Origin of the sequence: Fulvivirga imtechensis AK7, assembly GCF_000331535.1 — a bacterium.
In the GTDB taxonomy this organism is placed as follows: Bacteria; Bacteroidota; Bacteroidia; order Cytophagales; family Cyclobacteriaceae; genus Fulvivirga; species Fulvivirga imtechensis.
The window spans coordinates 65,164-80,800 of record NZ_AMZN01000004.1 but is presented as its reverse complement, the minus strand read 5'-3'; the positions used below and the strand labels follow the sequence as shown (position 1 = coordinate 80,800).

At 42.1% G+C, this 15,637-nt stretch carries 11 protein-coding genes; 4 read left to right on the top strand and 7 right to left on the bottom strand.

The window, feature by feature from the left end; genetic code table 11:
• Nucleotides 1–396: 396 nt before the first annotated feature.
• Nucleotides 397–2,040 carry a L,D-transpeptidase family protein gene (locus C900_RS01665; protein ID WP_185113948.1) on the top strand — a complete coding sequence of 548 codons (1,644 nt, stop codon included), beginning with the start codon at nt 397–399 and terminating at the stop codon, nt 2,038–2,040.
• Here the strand turns inward: C900_RS01665 and C900_RS01660 are convergent.
• The 6 genes from C900_RS01660 to C900_RS01630 form a co-directional block, all read right to left on the bottom strand.
• Nucleotides 2,037–2,600, bottom strand: coding sequence for a C40 family peptidase (locus C900_RS01660; RefSeq protein WP_157493846.1), 564 nt, complete (start codon nt 2,598–2,600; stop codon nt 2,037–2,039). The genes C900_RS01665 and C900_RS01660 overlap by 4 nt on opposite strands.
• A gap of 89 nt (nt 2,601–2,689) precedes the next feature.
• A complete protein-coding gene (locus tag C900_RS01655; protein WP_009577803.1) occupies nt 2,690–4,849 on the bottom strand; it encodes a glutamine synthetase III family protein in 2,160 nt (719 codons plus the stop codon).
• 278 nt (nt 4,850–5,127) lie between these two features.
• Complete coding sequence (locus C900_RS01650) at nt 5,128–5,520, bottom strand: nuclear transport factor 2 family protein (protein WP_009577802.1); 393 nt, start codon at nt 5,518–5,520, stop codon at nt 5,128–5,130.
• Nucleotides 5,517–6,623 carry an alkene reductase gene (locus C900_RS01645; RefSeq protein WP_040495223.1) on the bottom strand — a complete coding sequence of 369 codons (1,107 nt, stop codon included), beginning with the start codon at nt 6,621–6,623 and terminating at the stop codon, nt 5,517–5,519. Before C900_RS01645 ends, C900_RS01650 begins: the two co-directional genes overlap by 4 nt.
• A 315-nt stretch (nt 6,624–6,938) precedes the next feature.
• A complete protein-coding gene (locus tag C900_RS01635) occupies nt 6,939–8,045 on the bottom strand; it encodes a hypothetical protein (protein WP_009577800.1) in 1,107 nt (368 codons plus the stop codon).
• Nucleotides 8,035–8,559 carry a hypothetical protein gene (locus tag C900_RS01630; protein ID WP_157493845.1) on the bottom strand — a complete coding sequence of 175 codons (525 nt, stop codon included), beginning with the start codon at nt 8,557–8,559 and terminating at the stop codon, nt 8,035–8,037. Before C900_RS01630 ends, C900_RS01635 begins: the two co-directional genes overlap by 11 nt.
• Nucleotides 8,560–8,788: 229 nt before the next feature.
• Between C900_RS01630 and C900_RS01625 the strand changes: the two genes are divergently transcribed.
• Nucleotides 8,789–11,647: a S8 family serine peptidase gene (locus tag C900_RS01625; RefSeq protein ID WP_009577798.1), complete on the top strand. Its 2,859-nt coding sequence runs from the start codon at nt 8,789–8,791 to the stop codon at nt 11,645–11,647.
• A gap of 22 nt (nt 11,648–11,669) precedes the next feature.
• Here the strand turns inward: C900_RS01625 and C900_RS27980 are convergent, their stop codons facing one another.
• Complete coding sequence (locus C900_RS27980; protein ID WP_157493844.1) at nt 11,670–12,572, bottom strand: CDP-alcohol phosphatidyltransferase family protein; 903 nt, start codon at nt 12,570–12,572, stop codon at nt 11,670–11,672.
• Between the two features lie 243 nt (nt 12,573–12,815).
• Between C900_RS27980 and C900_RS01615 the strand changes: the two genes are divergently transcribed.
• Both C900_RS01615 and C900_RS01610 read left to right on the top strand, forming a co-directional pair.
• Nucleotides 12,816–14,645: an LTA synthase family protein gene (locus C900_RS01615; protein ID WP_040495210.1), complete on the top strand. Its 1,830-nt coding sequence runs from the start codon at nt 12,816–12,818 to the stop codon at nt 14,643–14,645.
• Entirely contained in the window at nt 14,642–15,556 is a 915-nt protein-coding gene (locus C900_RS01610; RefSeq protein ID WP_083867408.1) for a diacylglycerol/lipid kinase family protein, read from the top strand. The genes C900_RS01615 and C900_RS01610 overlap by 4 nt, the downstream gene beginning before the upstream one ends.
• The last annotated feature ends 81 nt before the right edge of the window (nt 15,557–15,637 follow it).

The following is a 15,637-nucleotide window of genomic DNA, read 5'->3' as shown; positions in this document are numbered from 1 at the left end:
ACTTCATCCTTTGGCAGCCCCCAACCTGATAAACTTGCGATAAAAAAACATATGCTGCAGTTACAAAGTGGTAGTAATGAGGCTAAACCCGATTCTGGTATCCTGTTTGTACAATAACACCCCATAACCTAAAATTTTACAATGACGACAGTGAAAGTAAAACAACTAATTAGTGCCTGTAAGACAACTCTAAGGGATTTTAAGAAAACCTTCCCGTCAGTTAGCGGGATGAAGTCCCAAAAAGCAGAGCATACTGAGGTACGTGAGCATTTTTGGGGCAAGCATAACGTAGACATTGGCGTTTTCTTAAAGCCACTAATTATATATCTTCTAATACTGAATACCCCCTTTATATCATGCTCAAACCGTTCAGACTTCGAAATCAGAAATGAAAAAATGCAGTCGCTAATAAAACTGGGCAGTGATTCCATCAGCGCACAGGCCCACTTTCCTGATGAAGATGTGAGAAAATACTTACACAATGAATTCAATGAGTTCTACGAAAGCAGGGATTACAACGTTGCCTGGCTGGACTTTCACCAACCCAGACACCAGGCGGATGAACTTTTGGAGGCATTGGATGCGGCACCTGAGCACGGGCTGAGCCAAAAAACATATAGCATAGCCGAAATCGAAGAACTACTGAATAACCTTTATGAGATTGATAGCAAAAAAGAACGAAGAAAAAAGTGGCGTAAGCTGATCAAAAGCAAAAAATACAAGGAAGAGCTACAGGAAGCAGATACATTGAGATTTAAGAAAATAGCGCAGTTGGATTTTCTGTTGACCGCCTCCTATCTCACCTATGCATCGCACCTGCTGGCTGGCCGTATAGACCCCAATGAGGAAAAGCATTGGTTCGCGAGCCGCAGAGAGAAAGATCTTTCTGTACACCTGGAAGAAGCTTTGAATAAGAATGAGATCAAAGCTTCGCTTGAGGCCCTCGCTCCTGCCCATGATCAGTACAAAGCACTACAAGAATATCTCGTACATCTGATAAATACAGAAAAAAAGGAAGTACCACAGGTAGAGCAAAACCTAAAACCCGGTGACAAAGGTGAAGGTGTAAAACACGCAAAGGTCAGATTGAGCTTTTGGAAAAATCTGGATCCTGATATGAAAGATTCGACTTCCTATAATGACCAAATGCAAAAAGCGATGAATGACTTTCAGGAAATGAACGGCCTCACCGCCACAGGCCTGATAGACAAAGTTACAAGAGAGCTTTTAAATCACCCCCGGTCTTATTGGATAGAAAAGATCGAGACCAATATGGAACGTTTGCGCTGGTTTCAGGGTGAAGGCTTTGGAGATCAATATATACTTATCAACATACCCGCCTATGAGCTAAAGGTGATTAATAAAGGTGACGTAGAAATGAAAATGAAGGTCATTATAGGCACAGAGTATAACCGCACACCGGTATTTAGCGATACCCTCGAGTATATAGATTTTAATCCCACGTGGACTGTACCGAAAAGTATTGCTGTAAAAGAAATGCTACCAGCCATGCGGGAAGCGCCAAACGAATACCTCAACAAAAGAAATCTTAAATTGTACGACAGTTGGCATGCCAATGCAAAGCCTCTGGACGAAAAGGAAATAAAAAAAATAGATTGGGATGAAGTGGATAGCACGAATTGGAAATACAGACTGGTAGAGGACCCCGGCCCTGCCAACGCACTTGGCAGGATCAAATTTATGATGCCCAACAATGAGGCTATCTATTTGCACGATACTCCCACCGGTCACCTTTTTGACCGGGCAGATCGTACTTTTAGCCATGGATGCATCAGACTCGAAAAACCCATAGACCTTGCATTGTACCTTCTTGATTGGGATAAAGAAAAGGTTTTGAAGCGCATAAAAGAAGAAAAAACCTCTACCGCTGTGTTAAGACACCAAATGCCGGTCCATATTGTCTATTTATCATGCTGGGTAGATGAAAATGGAAGGATCAATTTCAGAAAAGATGTTTACAGCTATGATCAGGAGCACCTAAAAAGGATCCTGCAAAAGGAAAAGAGCGTTATTTCTTAATCTGCCAGCACCTTCCTGGCTCCCATATACCGCGCTTTATAGTGCCGGTGGTCAAGGCTGTCTATCACAACACCACGGCCTGTTGAGCTATGAATGAACTGAATTTTCCCGTTTTCATTGGAAACTACCATTCCAACATGCCCCACCCTGTTTACACCGTTGGCCGGACTCTTAAAAATAAGAAGATCGCCTTTTTGTACGTCCTCGGTATTTTCAAATTCTCCATGTTTTGCCTGCAGTGCAGAAGAAGCAGGCAGTTGAATATTAAAATTGCTGTATACATAGCATGTAAAACCTGAGCAGTCGAATACACTCGGGCCCTTCCCCGCATATTTATAAGGCTTCCCTTGCAATGTCATGGCATAAGCCACGAGGCTATCCCGAAGTGTTGCACCTTGAGAACCTGACTCGCTAACAATAGTATCGTTTGGATAGTAATAAGCCTCTAGCAGGTCGCTATTATTATTGCGATTAGCCTGCATCGCACTGCTTACGATAAAAATCACAGCCAACACTACATAGAACAACTTATCTTTTAGTATTACTTTTAACAGGTTCATAGCCATCATATCGCAATTATTATGCTAAGAACGAAAAAAGCGGATGAAATAATTCCCATCCGCTTTTTTGAATACACTTGGTCTGCTTCTTATCTCAAAAACAGCATTTCACGATATTTCACCAAAGGCCAGTCCTCGTCATCAACCATTAGTTCCAGCTTGTCTACCGCGTAACGGATTTTGTCAAAGTATTTACCCTTCACGTCATCACAATAACCGATAGCCTTCTCTCTGGAGTCTGTAAGCTTATTAAGTCGTTTACGTTCCTCGGTCATATTGTATACCTCTCTCTTTAGTGTTTCGATATACCCGGAAATGGTTTCTATCGTCTTCACCACTTCCTTATTGTTGATGTTCAGTCCTTTCAGACCATTTGCGTTTTCAATCAGTTTATTCTGATAAGCAATGGCCGTTGGCACTATATGGTTAAGCGCAAGATCACCCATTACGCGGGACTCTATCTGTATTTTCATGATATAGCTCTCCCAACGGATCTCATTTCTTGCTTCTAGCTCCCGGTCCGTTAGTACCTGATGTTTTACAAATATCTCTCTGGATTTTTTCGAAAGGTATGCATCCAGGGCTCTTGGGGTGTCGCTGATGTTAGATAAGCCCCTTTTTTCAGCTTCATTTTTCCACCCGTCAGAATATCCGTCACCTTCGAAACGTATGGCTTTAGATTCCTTAATATATTTTCTAAGGATACTCACGATGGCCATTCGCTTCTCCGCTCCTTTTTTCATTTCCTTTTGCACTGCATCATAGAACTGCGTAAGCTGGTCAGCTACTATGAGGTTCAACACGGTCATGGAAGATGCAGAGTTTTCGCTGCCGCCTACTGCCCTGAACTCAAACTTATTTCCTGTGAAAGCAAATGGAGATGTTCTGTTACGGTCTGTGTTATCCTGTATAATAGAAGGTATTTTGTCAATACCCAGCTTCATATACATATTGTCGCCCTTCTCCACCTTGATGTTACCTTTTTTCTCTAATTCATCAAGTACAGCAGTAAGCTGAGAACCAATAAATACCGACATGATCGCAGGAGGCGCTTCATTTGCTCCCAGCCTGTGGTCGTTACCGGCAGAAGCCACACTACCGCGAAGTAGATCAGCATGTTCATACACAGCTTTAATAGTATTCACGAAAAATATCAGGAACAGCAGGTTTTCTCTTGCGCTGGTGCTGGGCTGAAAAAGATTTACACCTGTATCAGTTATCAATGACCAGTTGTTATGCTTGCCTGTTCCATTCAGCCCTGCAAATGGTTTTTCATGGAAAAGAACTTTCAGGCTGTGCCTTTCAGCAACTTTAGACATGATATCCATTAGCAACTGATTGTGATCGGAAGCCACGTTAATATCTTCAAAAAGAGGAGCCACTTCAAACTGAGAAGGAGCCACTTCATTGTGACGGGTACTTACAGGTATCCCAAGCTTCAGCGCCTCTATTTCAAATTCCTTCATAAAATCATAGATCCTTGGGGGAATAGAACCAAAATAATGGTCATCAAGCTGCTGACCTCTTGCTGGGTTATGACCAAACACGGTCCTGCCGGCCATCACAAGGTCGGGGCGGCTGGCGTAAAGGGCTTTGTCAATTACAAAATATTCCTGCTCACAACCAAGTGATGCTTTTACTCTTGTCACTTTTCTGTCAAACATCTGACACACCTGGGTAGCTGCCTTATCAACAGCTTCAACGGCTTTTAATAAAGGAGCCTTGTTATCAAGCGCCTCTCCATTGTATGACACAAATACGGTAGGAATGCAAAGTGTTACACCATAAATAAACATAGGAGATGATGGGTCCCATGCCGTGTAACCCCTGGCTTCGAAAGTGCTTCTGATACCACCACTAGGGAACGAAGATGCATCGGGCTCCTGCTGAACCAGAGCACTACCCTTAAATCTTTCCATTCCTGTCATGGCATCAAAAAAAGTATCGTGTTTCTCTGCAGTAGAGCCTGTCAATGGTTGAAACCAGTGGGTAAAGTGCGTAGCTCCTTTGCCAAGAGCCCATGTTTTGGCGGCTGAAGCAACGGCATCAGCGGTTTCAGCATCTACCTTTGATCCTTCATCAATAGCTTGTTTTATCTTTTTAAAGGCTTCAGGAGAGAGAATGGCTTGCATTTCTTTTAAACCAAAAACATCCTGACGAAAGAAATCTGAGATTTTACCTTGTACATCGACCCTGATTCTGGGTCTGTTATTTGCAAGTTCAAGGGCTTTAAATCGTAATTGTGCCATAGTGGTTGCTAATGTAAGTTTTAATTAGAGATGTAAAAGTAGTAAAAATTTACACACATGGGTCAAAATGACCCTATATTTTTCTATCTAAATATTGTATCAGCCAAAATCAAGGTGTTTTATTACCCATTTTCGATTAAAATCACACCAAATAGCGACAATTAGCAATAAAATTTAACCGCAATCGTTTGCAAAAATGACTTTTAAACAGAAAAGCCGTTCTGTGAATTCCCTCAATTCACAGAACGGCTCTATTCAGACCATTCATAATGATCTGGTTAAGTTTTCATCACTTCCTGTATAATAAATGTATCAGTGTATTGTTGAAACAGGATCACCTTTCCATCGTTCAATTGATAGTGATGTGCAAACTCAGCCCTAAAAGACTTTGAAGTAAGACTAAAGGTTCCTTCGTAGAACCCAATAGCAATAACAGCATCTCCCGCGTCCAGGTAGTCCGTTACTACTGCTTGCCAATCAGTCCACTCCCTGTCGAATTTTTGAAAGACCTTTTCAAAAACCTTATCTACACCAATATGCCTCCCCCCTCCGGGAAAGCCCCGCATCTGGGTCCACACGATGTTTTCTGACAACAGGCTTCTGATCCTGTCCATGTCCCCGCTGGCAAAATTCGCATACAGGTCTTTGATAACATCTACATTGGATTTCATTTCGCCTGTTCTGATAAAATGGCATCCAAAGCAGGGTAGTCAATGTATCCGGCTTCTCCGGGGGTATAGAAAGTGCCCGGGTCGGGTTCGCTTAGTGCTGCCTGAGTTTCCAAACGCTTTACAAAATCAGGATTAGCAATGAATGGACGTCCGAATGCCACCAGATCACCTCTTTCTTCCTGCAAATCAAGCTCGGCCCTTTCTCTATCATAGCCTCCGCTGAGAACATAGGTACCTTTGAACGCGTCTCTCAATCTTTGCTTGAGGGCACTGGAAACCTCCGGAGCCCCCATTGACGAATGGTCGACAATATGGATGTAAGTGATATCAAGGTCACTCAATTTTCCCGCTATGTAAACATAGGTTTCATCCACATCGGCAAATGCACCGGTATCATTAAAAACACCATAAGGTGATAAACGAACTCCAACTTTATCTGCACCAATGGCTTGCGATACTGCCTGAGTCACCTCAAGCAGGAACTTTGACCTGTTTTCGATCGACCCACCATACTCATCGTCACGATCATTGACGTTGGGATTGATAAACTGTTCGATAAGATACCCGTTGGCGCCATGGATCTCCACACCATCGAACCCTGCTTCTATCGCGTTTTTGGCTGCTTGTGCAAATTCATTAACGGCCTGCAGGATATCCTGCGTGGTCATTTTCCTTGCCGGAGTGTAAGACTTTGGACCTTCCTGATCGGTATACATTTCCCCTGAAAGTACTTTAGCGGAAGGACCTACCACTTCCGCTCCCTCCGGCAAATTGAGTTGATGCCCTACCCTGCCCGTATGCATAAGCTGAACAAATATCTTTCCGCCCTCTTTGTGTACCGCCCCAGTCACCAGCTTCCATCCTTTGATTTGTGCTTCATTGAAAATACCTGGTATTCTGGGATACCCGAGTCCGTTGGGTGATGGTGATGTACCCTCTGTAATGATCAGGCCAGCGCTGGCCCGCTGACTGTAGTAGGTAGCTACTATTTCGTCGGGCGTGTTGTCTTTTGCTCTTGAGCGTGTCATGGGCGCCATAACTATCCGGTTCTTCAACTGAAGCTTACCGAGTTGATAAGTTGAAAATAGTTTGTTATCTGACATAGATAAATGATGTTTAAACATTGATTTCTTTTTGAGCTTAACGAACACACTTGTTAAATGTTTCAGTGTTTAAACATTAATTTTTGGAATTCATAGAAAAGCAGGCACTAGCGGCATGAAAGCAACCCCTAAATAGTAGCTCTAAGAAAATGCCAATGTCTGTGTTATGCTCGTCCCAAAAATGCTCACGTACCCCAGTACGCTCCGCTTTTTGGCATTTTTCACAAGCCTTGACCTTAACGTACTTAGTTAAAAAAACAGATAAGTACATTTAGTAGCTTTACAGAATTGGCTATAATTTGACCTCAGGGTTATTTATCTACCCGCGTTCAAATTATTTATTTTGTCAACATAAAATTTACCCACTTTCTGTTTCACTATCTCTATTTGCTCTTGCCGATCTCCTTTTGAGAAACCACATTCAAGGTAATTAATTTCTTGCAAAGAGGGATTGAAGGTGACGCAGGAAGATCCTGCACAGATAGTAGTGGCAGCAGAAGGTAATTTGATCTTTTTGTATTCATTTGAGTTAATACGAATAATATCCTTTCCGTTCAGTTTTGCTAGAATTGGTATCTCAGGATTGCGTTCTTTCTTTTTCCTGCGATAGATTATTATATCCGCCTTTGGTTCGTCAAGTTTCGATAGCTCTGCTACCGATTCAGGGGATAACTCACTCAGTGAGGCATCATGATGAGCCGATATATATCGATTTATACTTTTAATGATACTATCTATGTTTTCTTTCAATGTCAATGACAGAGATTCAACCAGGTTGGTCGTGTAATTATCTCTCAGTTTCTCTAAGTTGGAAACCTGATGATTCAGAGGCTGTGAAGACATTTTACGTTCCACAGCATTCTCCAGCAAGACCTTGTCTCCCTCTTTCAACTGATAGCTTAACCGAGAATAAGCCTCCCCCGGCCCCGCATATTCACTCTGCGCATAACTGTATGCTATAAGAAAATAGACAAAAACACCGTGCGACAGGTAAGGACCTCTGGCATAGACACTATCAATATTGACTGTCAATGAAAACTTCGCCAGATTGCTCGTATCTGTCTCAAGGAATCCACTCCGCTTGTTAGCCATAACCAAGCTGTTTTTTAGGAAATCAGTTATGTCTTCTTCTATTTCCGACTTACCCAGAGTATAGTTAAAATCCGTTTTCCATTGATTGAAAATTAACAGCGGCAGCACAGAACTCTTCACCTTTGTAAGCTGGCTTTTTTTATTCAATTCGTAGTCAGCAGTTACATCCACCGACATAGTAAAGCTACTACGCTTTTTAGTGATTGGCGTTTCATGCAAATACGCCAGACTTGAGGACCTTCGTGTTAATCCATCCTGGATCATCTTTGTAGATGTGCATGACCAGATCAACAGCGAAATGAATATTAACAGGGTATTTCTAATAAGCATATTTCACAAATCTATATCGGGTATTGGCAATGAATTTAACAGTAGGATCATCAGCACAGTCCATGGCTCGCTGGTAAAGGTGTTGGTAGCTCACAGTATGATCTTTCAATTCATACAAGCAGTCCGCTTTTAAAATACCTACCTGGCAACCAAAGTCAGAATCTGGCAATGTATTTAGCTTCATATATGCCTCTTGATAATCTTTCTGAAGCAACAATGATATGGATTGCACAAATATTTTTTCCTCCGGGTCATCCATAGAGCTCAGTGCTTCATCCAGGAGCAACCATTTCCTTTTATTCAGCAACTTCACAAAAGTTGCTGCGCGAGTATCATTTAGAAACTTTTGATTAAGAATAATGAATTTCTTTTGACTTTGAGGATATTGAATTGTCTCCTCCGGATAATGATCAACAACTTCATATAAGCTGGAACTACAAGCCGCCAGAGATAGAAAGGTTAACACCATCAGTATTTGACAGACTTGTTCTCTGCCAAAAAAGAATTTTTTCACTTCGCTACGAATAAATAATTAAAAACGATGGCAATATAGTACTTCGCAAAATCGGCCGCAAATATTCATAACAATAACATGAAATAATTTAATTTATTTCTACTGACACCTGTCGCAGGATATTTTGCCATTTACCCCGGAGTGCGTAATATTGTTTACTACATCTCAACCAGCGCATAAGATTATTTTGTGATCCTCGTTGATCAGAGATGAAGAAAACCTAGATTAAATGAATAAACCCCTGGTCACTCTTTTATTGTTGTTAGTTGGATCCTTAAGCTTTGGTCAACAAAAGGCAGAGTCAGATTGGAAACAATTTATAAAAAGAGGCTCTCCGGGTGAGGCAGCAAACACAGATAGTCCATTCCTGCTGGTCACGGTTGATAGCAACACAAAAAATGAGCTTTATAGAAGTAAGACCATCCATATTGTTCGCAAGCTTGATGAAGAAAACTACATCATTTATCTAAGTGGATCTGCCGGTCAGACAAAAATAATGAACTCATTTAGCGCTGTCTACCTTACCAACGACTTATGGAAGTTATCTCCCGCGCTTGCGGCTGCAAAACAACCTTTGGAAGCAGATGATAAAAAGCTATATATATTAAAGGTGCTGGATATTGATGATTTTAAGAAGAAAATCTCCGCTCCAATAAAAGTGATCAATAGTCACCTTGCTACCAACACAATGGTTATTGAATCGTCTCATCAGGTTATAGCCGACAAGCTATTACCCTCTGATCAGGTGATCTACATAGACCTGTTTTCAGGCGTACCTCATGAAGAAAGCCTTGTGCTTGATATGAACCTCAACGTCAACAAGATCAATTTGCTGCAGCATGTTGCCCCTGAGTTGAACGGAGATGGATTAACAATGTCTGTCAAGGAACAAAGATTTGATGAAACTGACATAGACTTTAAAGGCCGTGTATTATCCTCTGACATTAGCGGTGAAACTACGTCTCGCCATGCTACGGAAATGGCGACTATCGCTGCTGGTGGTGGCAACACTTCACCCAACAGCCGGGGACCTGCATGGGGAGCCCTATTGTCCTCATCCAACTTTGAAGTATTATTTCCTGACAATGATAGCTACTTTAGCAGTTCTGACATTACCATCCAGAATCACTCTTACGGTACGATCATCGAAAATTTTTATGGTGCATTTGCTGAGGCTTATGATAAAAACACCAATGACAACCCCAAATTACTGCACGTCTTTTCAGTAGGAAATAACGGAAAGGGTACCGATACTATGGGCACCTATAAAGACGTAGAGGGCTTTGCTAACCTGACCGGCAACTTTAAAATGGCCAAAAATATACTTACAGTCGGAGCCATTGATACCCTCAACCGGCTTGATCCGTTTGTATCGAAAGGACCTGCTTATGATGGACGTGTAAAGCCAGAGGTAGTCGCTTATAGCACCGCAGGCTCCTCCTCCTCTGCGGCATTGGTTTCCGGCTTGTCGGTTATTCTCCAGGATGCATACCGGCAAAAGAATGGTGGCAAATTACCTGATGCCACACTTTTAAAGACAATATTGATCAATACCGCTGACGATGCCGGCCCCACTGGCATTGATTTTCTTTCCGGATATGGTAGTGTAAATGCATATAGAGCCCTCAAAACTATTAATTCCACACGACATGCAACCGGCACCATTGACCATGGAGAATCTCAAATAATTGACGTCACCGTACCGGCTAATGCGAGGCACTTAAAAATAACACTCGCATGGAATGACCCCGCTACTACTGTCAACGCATCGACTGCTCTGGTCAATGATCTTGATCTTAGCGCTCAGCATGAAAGTGGAGGGTCGGTATGGCTCCCCTGGGTGCTCAACAGCTATCCGCATAAAGACTCTCTGATACAATTACCACAACGGAAAGCAGACAGACTGAACAATATTGAACAAATAACTATCGATAACCCTGAGGCGGGCATTTACCAGGTGACCGTCAATGGTCATGCCATCCCTCTAAGCCCGCAAAAGTACTTTGTAGCATATCAGTGGGAGACCCAAAATGACTTTCTTTGGACCTTCCCTACAGGAAGCGACAACGTGCCTTTCAATGGTGAAAAAACTTCAATCTTCAGATGGGAAAGTGCCTTTGGTGATGCAACCGGAACGCTCGAATATAGTCTCGACAACGGCTCAACCTGGCAAGCCATTAACAATGACGTTGATCTTTCAAATGGATACCTGAGCTGGTCAGCACCGGATATACACACTACTGCTATCGCCAAAATGACTATTGGAGACAACGAGTTCCTGACTGATGTGTTCACTATCTCCCGCCCTTTAAGGCCCACTGTAGGGTTCAACTGCCAGGATTCGGTGATGCTGAACTGGAATAACCTGGAAAATACAGACTCCTATATTCTATATACTCTGGGTAATAAATACCTGGTACCAATGCTTGAAACGCAGGATACCGCTGTTATTCTCGATAAAAAGGAACATCCTGCCGTTCTTTACACTGTTGCTCCGCAATTTAACGGCGGCAAAAGCGGCCTGCGAAGTCTGACTTTCAATTATGCCTTTCAGGGTGTTGACTGTTATTTATCCACCTTTTATGCCATCGAAAACCTGGTAAACGAAGTAGTGGACCTGACTTTAGCTTTAGGCACTACATATGGCATTACAAAGGTTATTTTTGAACGGGAATTTGATGGTAATTACGTCATTATTCATACGATTGATGATCCTCAGGCTTCTACCATAGTTTATTCAGACAAAAGCCCTTTCCAGGGGTTGAACACGTATAGGGCCAGGATCTTGTTTGACAATGGCGCTGAAATTACAAGTGAACCGGTGGCAGTGTATTTTCTTACCGAACTACCCGTATTAACCTTTCCGAATCCTGTTGATCGCAGTGAGGATCTGAACGTCTTTACCAAAGATTTTTCCGGAGAGCCTGCTTTTTTCAAGCTCATGAACACCAATGGACAGATAGTACTTGAGTACGAACTTGTGTCAGAGCGCGAATCGATCTCAATTGCTCATTTAAAGGCCGGGTTGTATTTATTCTCTCTTACCAGTGAGGGTGTTAACCATTCGGGAAGGATTATGATCCGGTAAACTGACAGGAATCAGTGACAAGTTAGTCCTGAAGCCACCATTGCCAGTGGCCCTTAAGTGCTCTGAAACCCCTGAAAATAGCTAATAACAAATTCACTAAAAGATAAATAACCAGTATTAGAAATGTGTTCTGCGGATTGAAATAACCGGTAGCCAGGTGGATGATCAGAAAAAGAGGCGTAAATAAGCCGGGGCTTCTTTCAGCGCCATCTATCAACTGTCCTATAAGCAAATTGCCAATGTACAATCCTCCGTACAACAGTATCACAATGCTGGCTAAAGCTACATCAAATACCAAAACGCTGGTTGCTAAAACCACTAACAGCAGAAAAATAAACAGCCAAAAGCCATAGGTCGCATGACTTATTCGTTGAAAAGTACGTACAAAACTCAGCAGTCCACCCAAAATGGCTATCATGAATACACTTTCTATTATTGAATATCCCTTTGCAACATTAAGGTGAAGGAATTCATAAACCTGCGGGAAATAAGAAAACAGTATGGCGGTCATCAATAATATTTTCAGTTCGAATAGCCCCAGCTCATCAATGATGCGAATATTATTTTTATACTGCTCATAAAATTTAGCCATTGAAACCAACAAAGTCGAACTGACTGCCACTATCAGTATCCATAAGTGAGCAAACCCAAACCAGTGAAAGGCAATAAAAATGATAGCTCCGGCATTAAATACCTCAAAAAAATGATCGATCAACTCACCTAACGGTGAGTCTGTACCAGTATTTCTCGCTCTGATCCCGTCCATCTTGTCTGCAATAAGGTGAAGTAGTATCAAGGAGGGAATGAGCAGCGAACCGGCTTTAGCACTTCCACCCGAATAAGACAGATAAAGCGCCAGGTAAACGGAGAAATGTGATAATATACTTATAAAGTTAGCAGGCACCCCCTCTGGGATCGCCTTCATTAAAGGCCGGACAAGCCCCTTGATAAAAGCTGGTGTAATCAGCGATTGATTCCTGCATCTATAATTATATCCATCCATATACCACAAATAAAACAAAAAACCACTCATCGGAATTATTTTAGTCACTTTTTGATTAATCCTGTGTAGAATTAAATTAGTCTTATCTTTGCAAGCTTTAGATTGCTGATGGATATGCATTCTAAGCTTTATTCGCGCTTAACGAGTTGCTAAACCCCTTAATAAATGAAAGAACGAATTAATATCTTCGTACGATACTGTTTGTTCTGGTTAACTTTTTTTGTTTCGGCCAGACTGATCTTTTTGGTTTATCATGCAGACAAAACATTAGAGTTAGCAGTTACCGACACCCTTCTATCCATAGTTCACGGGTTTAGGCTTGATCTTTCTGTGATGGGGTATTTTCTTCTCATCCCTGGTTTACTGATCGTTTCGACTGTTTACTTTCGTGCTGCTGTGCTAAAAAATCTACTTTGGGTTTATACTGTTATTCTCCTGATCATCAGCTTGCTCCTCGTTATTGTTGACCTCGAAATATACAGCCACTGGGGCTTTAGGCTGGATGCAACACCATTACTTTATATTGGAGAAGGCACACCAATAGCTATAGAAACCAGCGCTGTGGTACGACTTCTAATGTTATGGGCCATTTTTCTGGCTGCTTTTGTAATGCTTTTTAAAAAGCTGGTTATCGACAAAGTGAACGGTTTGGAAATGACGGACTGGCGTACATCCGCTGTTATGTTAGTGCTCACAGCATTAATGATCGCTCCCATACGGGGCACAGTCGGTGTGGCTCCTATTAATACAGGTGTGGTATATTTCCATCCTACAAATATCTATGCCAATCATGCTGCTATTAATGCCATTTGGAATACCGGCTATGCCCTAAGGAAGGCCGGGAGGCTCAAATATCCGGGCAATTTTCTGGAAAAGTCGAAAACCGAGAAATATTTTAATGAATTGTATGCCTCGGATGGACCTACTGAAAAAGTCCTGAACACCGACCAGCCCAATGTGATCATTATCATTTTGGAAAGTTATACTTACCAGTTTCTGGAGCCTCTGGGAGGTATTCCCGGTGTGGCTCCGAACCTCAGCAAGCTAGCAGAAGAAGGCATGCTTTTTACCAACATGTATGCCTCGGGAGACCGCACTGACAAGGGCATAGTGTCTATTTTAAGTGGCTATCCCGCACAACCCCTGTCTTCAATTATCAAGTATCCGAAAAAGACACAAAGCCTGCCTTTCCTGAACAGAGAATTCAGGGAAATGGGGTATTATACATCTTTTACCTATGGAGGCAACATTGATTTTGCTAATTTCAGGTCTTACCTCAGCAATGCCCAATTTGACAACATCACGCATAGTGAACATTTCCCTGCCAACCTGAACAACTCAAAATGGGGGGTACATGATGAGTATGTGTTTGAAAGATTTTTACAAGAATCAAATGAAGCTAAAACGCCATTTTTCAAAGTGATGCTTAGTCTTAGCAGCCACGAGCCTTTTGATGTGCCGATGGAGACTGTGATAGAAGGTGACGATGATAAATCCATGTTTTTGAATTCGGCACATTATACAGACAGAGCCCTTGGCAAGTTTTTCGACCAGGCTAAAGCCAGTGCATGGTGGAAAAATACTTTAGTAGTAATTACTGCTGACCATGGACATGCTTTACCTGATAATAAAGGGGTTACTAATCCGAACAGGTTCAAGATACCTATGATATGGACTGGTGGAGCACTGGCAAAGGCAGATACGGTGATCAATTCATTTACCAGTCAAACCGATATTGCCAACACCATATTGGGTCAATTGGGTAAGAACAACAATAAATTTAAGTTTAGCCAGAACGTGTTAAAGACTGACAAAGAAGGTTTTGCAGTGTATATCTATAACAATGGGTTTGGCTTCACAGCCCCTGGAAAGCATATAGTTTATGATAATATAGGCCAGCGGTACCTGACAAAGAAAGGAATAACAGGGGAGGCAGACCTGGATAAAAGCAAAGCCTACATGCAGACATTATACCATGATTTTAACAACAGATGATGGCTGAAAGAAAGAAAAGATCAGCGCTGTTCATTGTTAATCCACACTCCGGTACGAAGGGTAAGGATCATATTCCGGCCTTATTGAATAAGTACCTGGACCCCACAATATTTGAATGGGATGTGATTTTCACACAATATGCAGGGGAAGCCAGAGAATTGAGCAATGCAGGAAAAGAAAAATATGATCTGATAGTGGCTACCGGAGGTGACGGAACTATTAATGAAATTGCACGCCCCCTACTCCATTCAAAAGCTGTTTTAGGGATCATACCCTGTGGGTCGGGCAATGGCCTGGCCCGGCACTTAGGCATCCCCCTCAATCAGAAAAAAGCTATTCAGCTACTCAACGAACAGCATATGATGGTGATCGACACCATAAAACTGGATAGTGATATTTTTCTCAATGTTGCCGGGGTGGGTTTTGATGCACACATCGCCCAGTCCTTTGCCTCTTCAAAGAAGCGGGGCTTTATATCATATGCCATGATTGCCCTTCGCGAGATCAGGCAGTTTCGATGCACTGATTATCAACTGACCATTGATGGTGAACAAAAAATTGAAAATGCCTCGTTCCTCGTTTCCATAGCGAACTCCTCTCAATTTGGCAATAATGCTCATATAGCTCCCACCGCCCGTATTGCTGATGGCCTTATGGACATTTGCATATTGAGAGACTTTCCTTTTTGGTATTACCCGATACTGATATACAGGTTATTTACCGGCCGGTTGAAAAACTCCAAATACTACCAGTGCTGGCAGGGAAAGGAAGCTTTGATAAAAATTTCAAATGATTCGGATGAAAAATTTATCCATCTGGACGGAGATCCCTATCCTGTGAAAAATATCATCAATTTTTCTATTGATCCCCTCTCTCTCCAGGTGGCATGCAAGCCTGCTTCGGACAGATGAGGATCAACCCGAAGCACATAATATTTCAATATTTTTAGCGTTGTAGCAACCTATGTCTGTCTAAGGATGTCTTTTAAAAAA

Coding starts and splice junctions, on each gene's coding strand:
- C900_RS01665 (WP_185113948.1), top strand. CDS start 397: ATGCAGTCGCTAATAAAACTGGGCAGTGATTCCATCAGCGCACAGGCC.
- C900_RS01660 (WP_157493846.1), bottom strand. CDS start 2,600: ATGAACCTGTTAAAAGTAATACTAAAAGATAAGTTGTTCTATGTAGTG.
- C900_RS01655 (WP_009577803.1), bottom strand. CDS start 4,849: ATGGCACAATTACGATTTAAAGCCCTTGAACTTGCAAATAACAGACCC.
- C900_RS01650 (WP_009577802.1), bottom strand. CDS start 5,520: ATGAAATCCAATGTAGATGTTATCAAAGACCTGTATGCGAATTTTGCC.
- C900_RS01645 (WP_040495223.1), bottom strand. CDS start 6,623: ATGTCAGATAACAAACTATTTTCAACTTATCAACTCGGTAAGCTTCAG.
- C900_RS01635 (WP_009577800.1), bottom strand. CDS start 8,045: ATGCTTATTAGAAATACCCTGTTAATATTCATTTCGCTGTTGATCTGG.
- C900_RS01625 (WP_009577798.1), top strand. CDS start 8,789: ATGAATAAACCCCTGGTCACTCTTTTATTGTTGTTAGTTGGATCCTTA.
- C900_RS27980 (WP_157493844.1), bottom strand. CDS start 12,572: ATGAAGGCGATCCCAGAGGGGGTGCCTGCTAACTTTATAAGTATATTA.
- C900_RS01615 (WP_040495210.1), top strand. CDS start 12,816: ATGAAAGAACGAATTAATATCTTCGTACGATACTGTTTGTTCTGGTTA.
- C900_RS01610 (WP_083867408.1), top strand. CDS start 14,642: ATGATGGCTGAAAGAAAGAAAAGATCAGCGCTGTTCATTGTTAATCCA.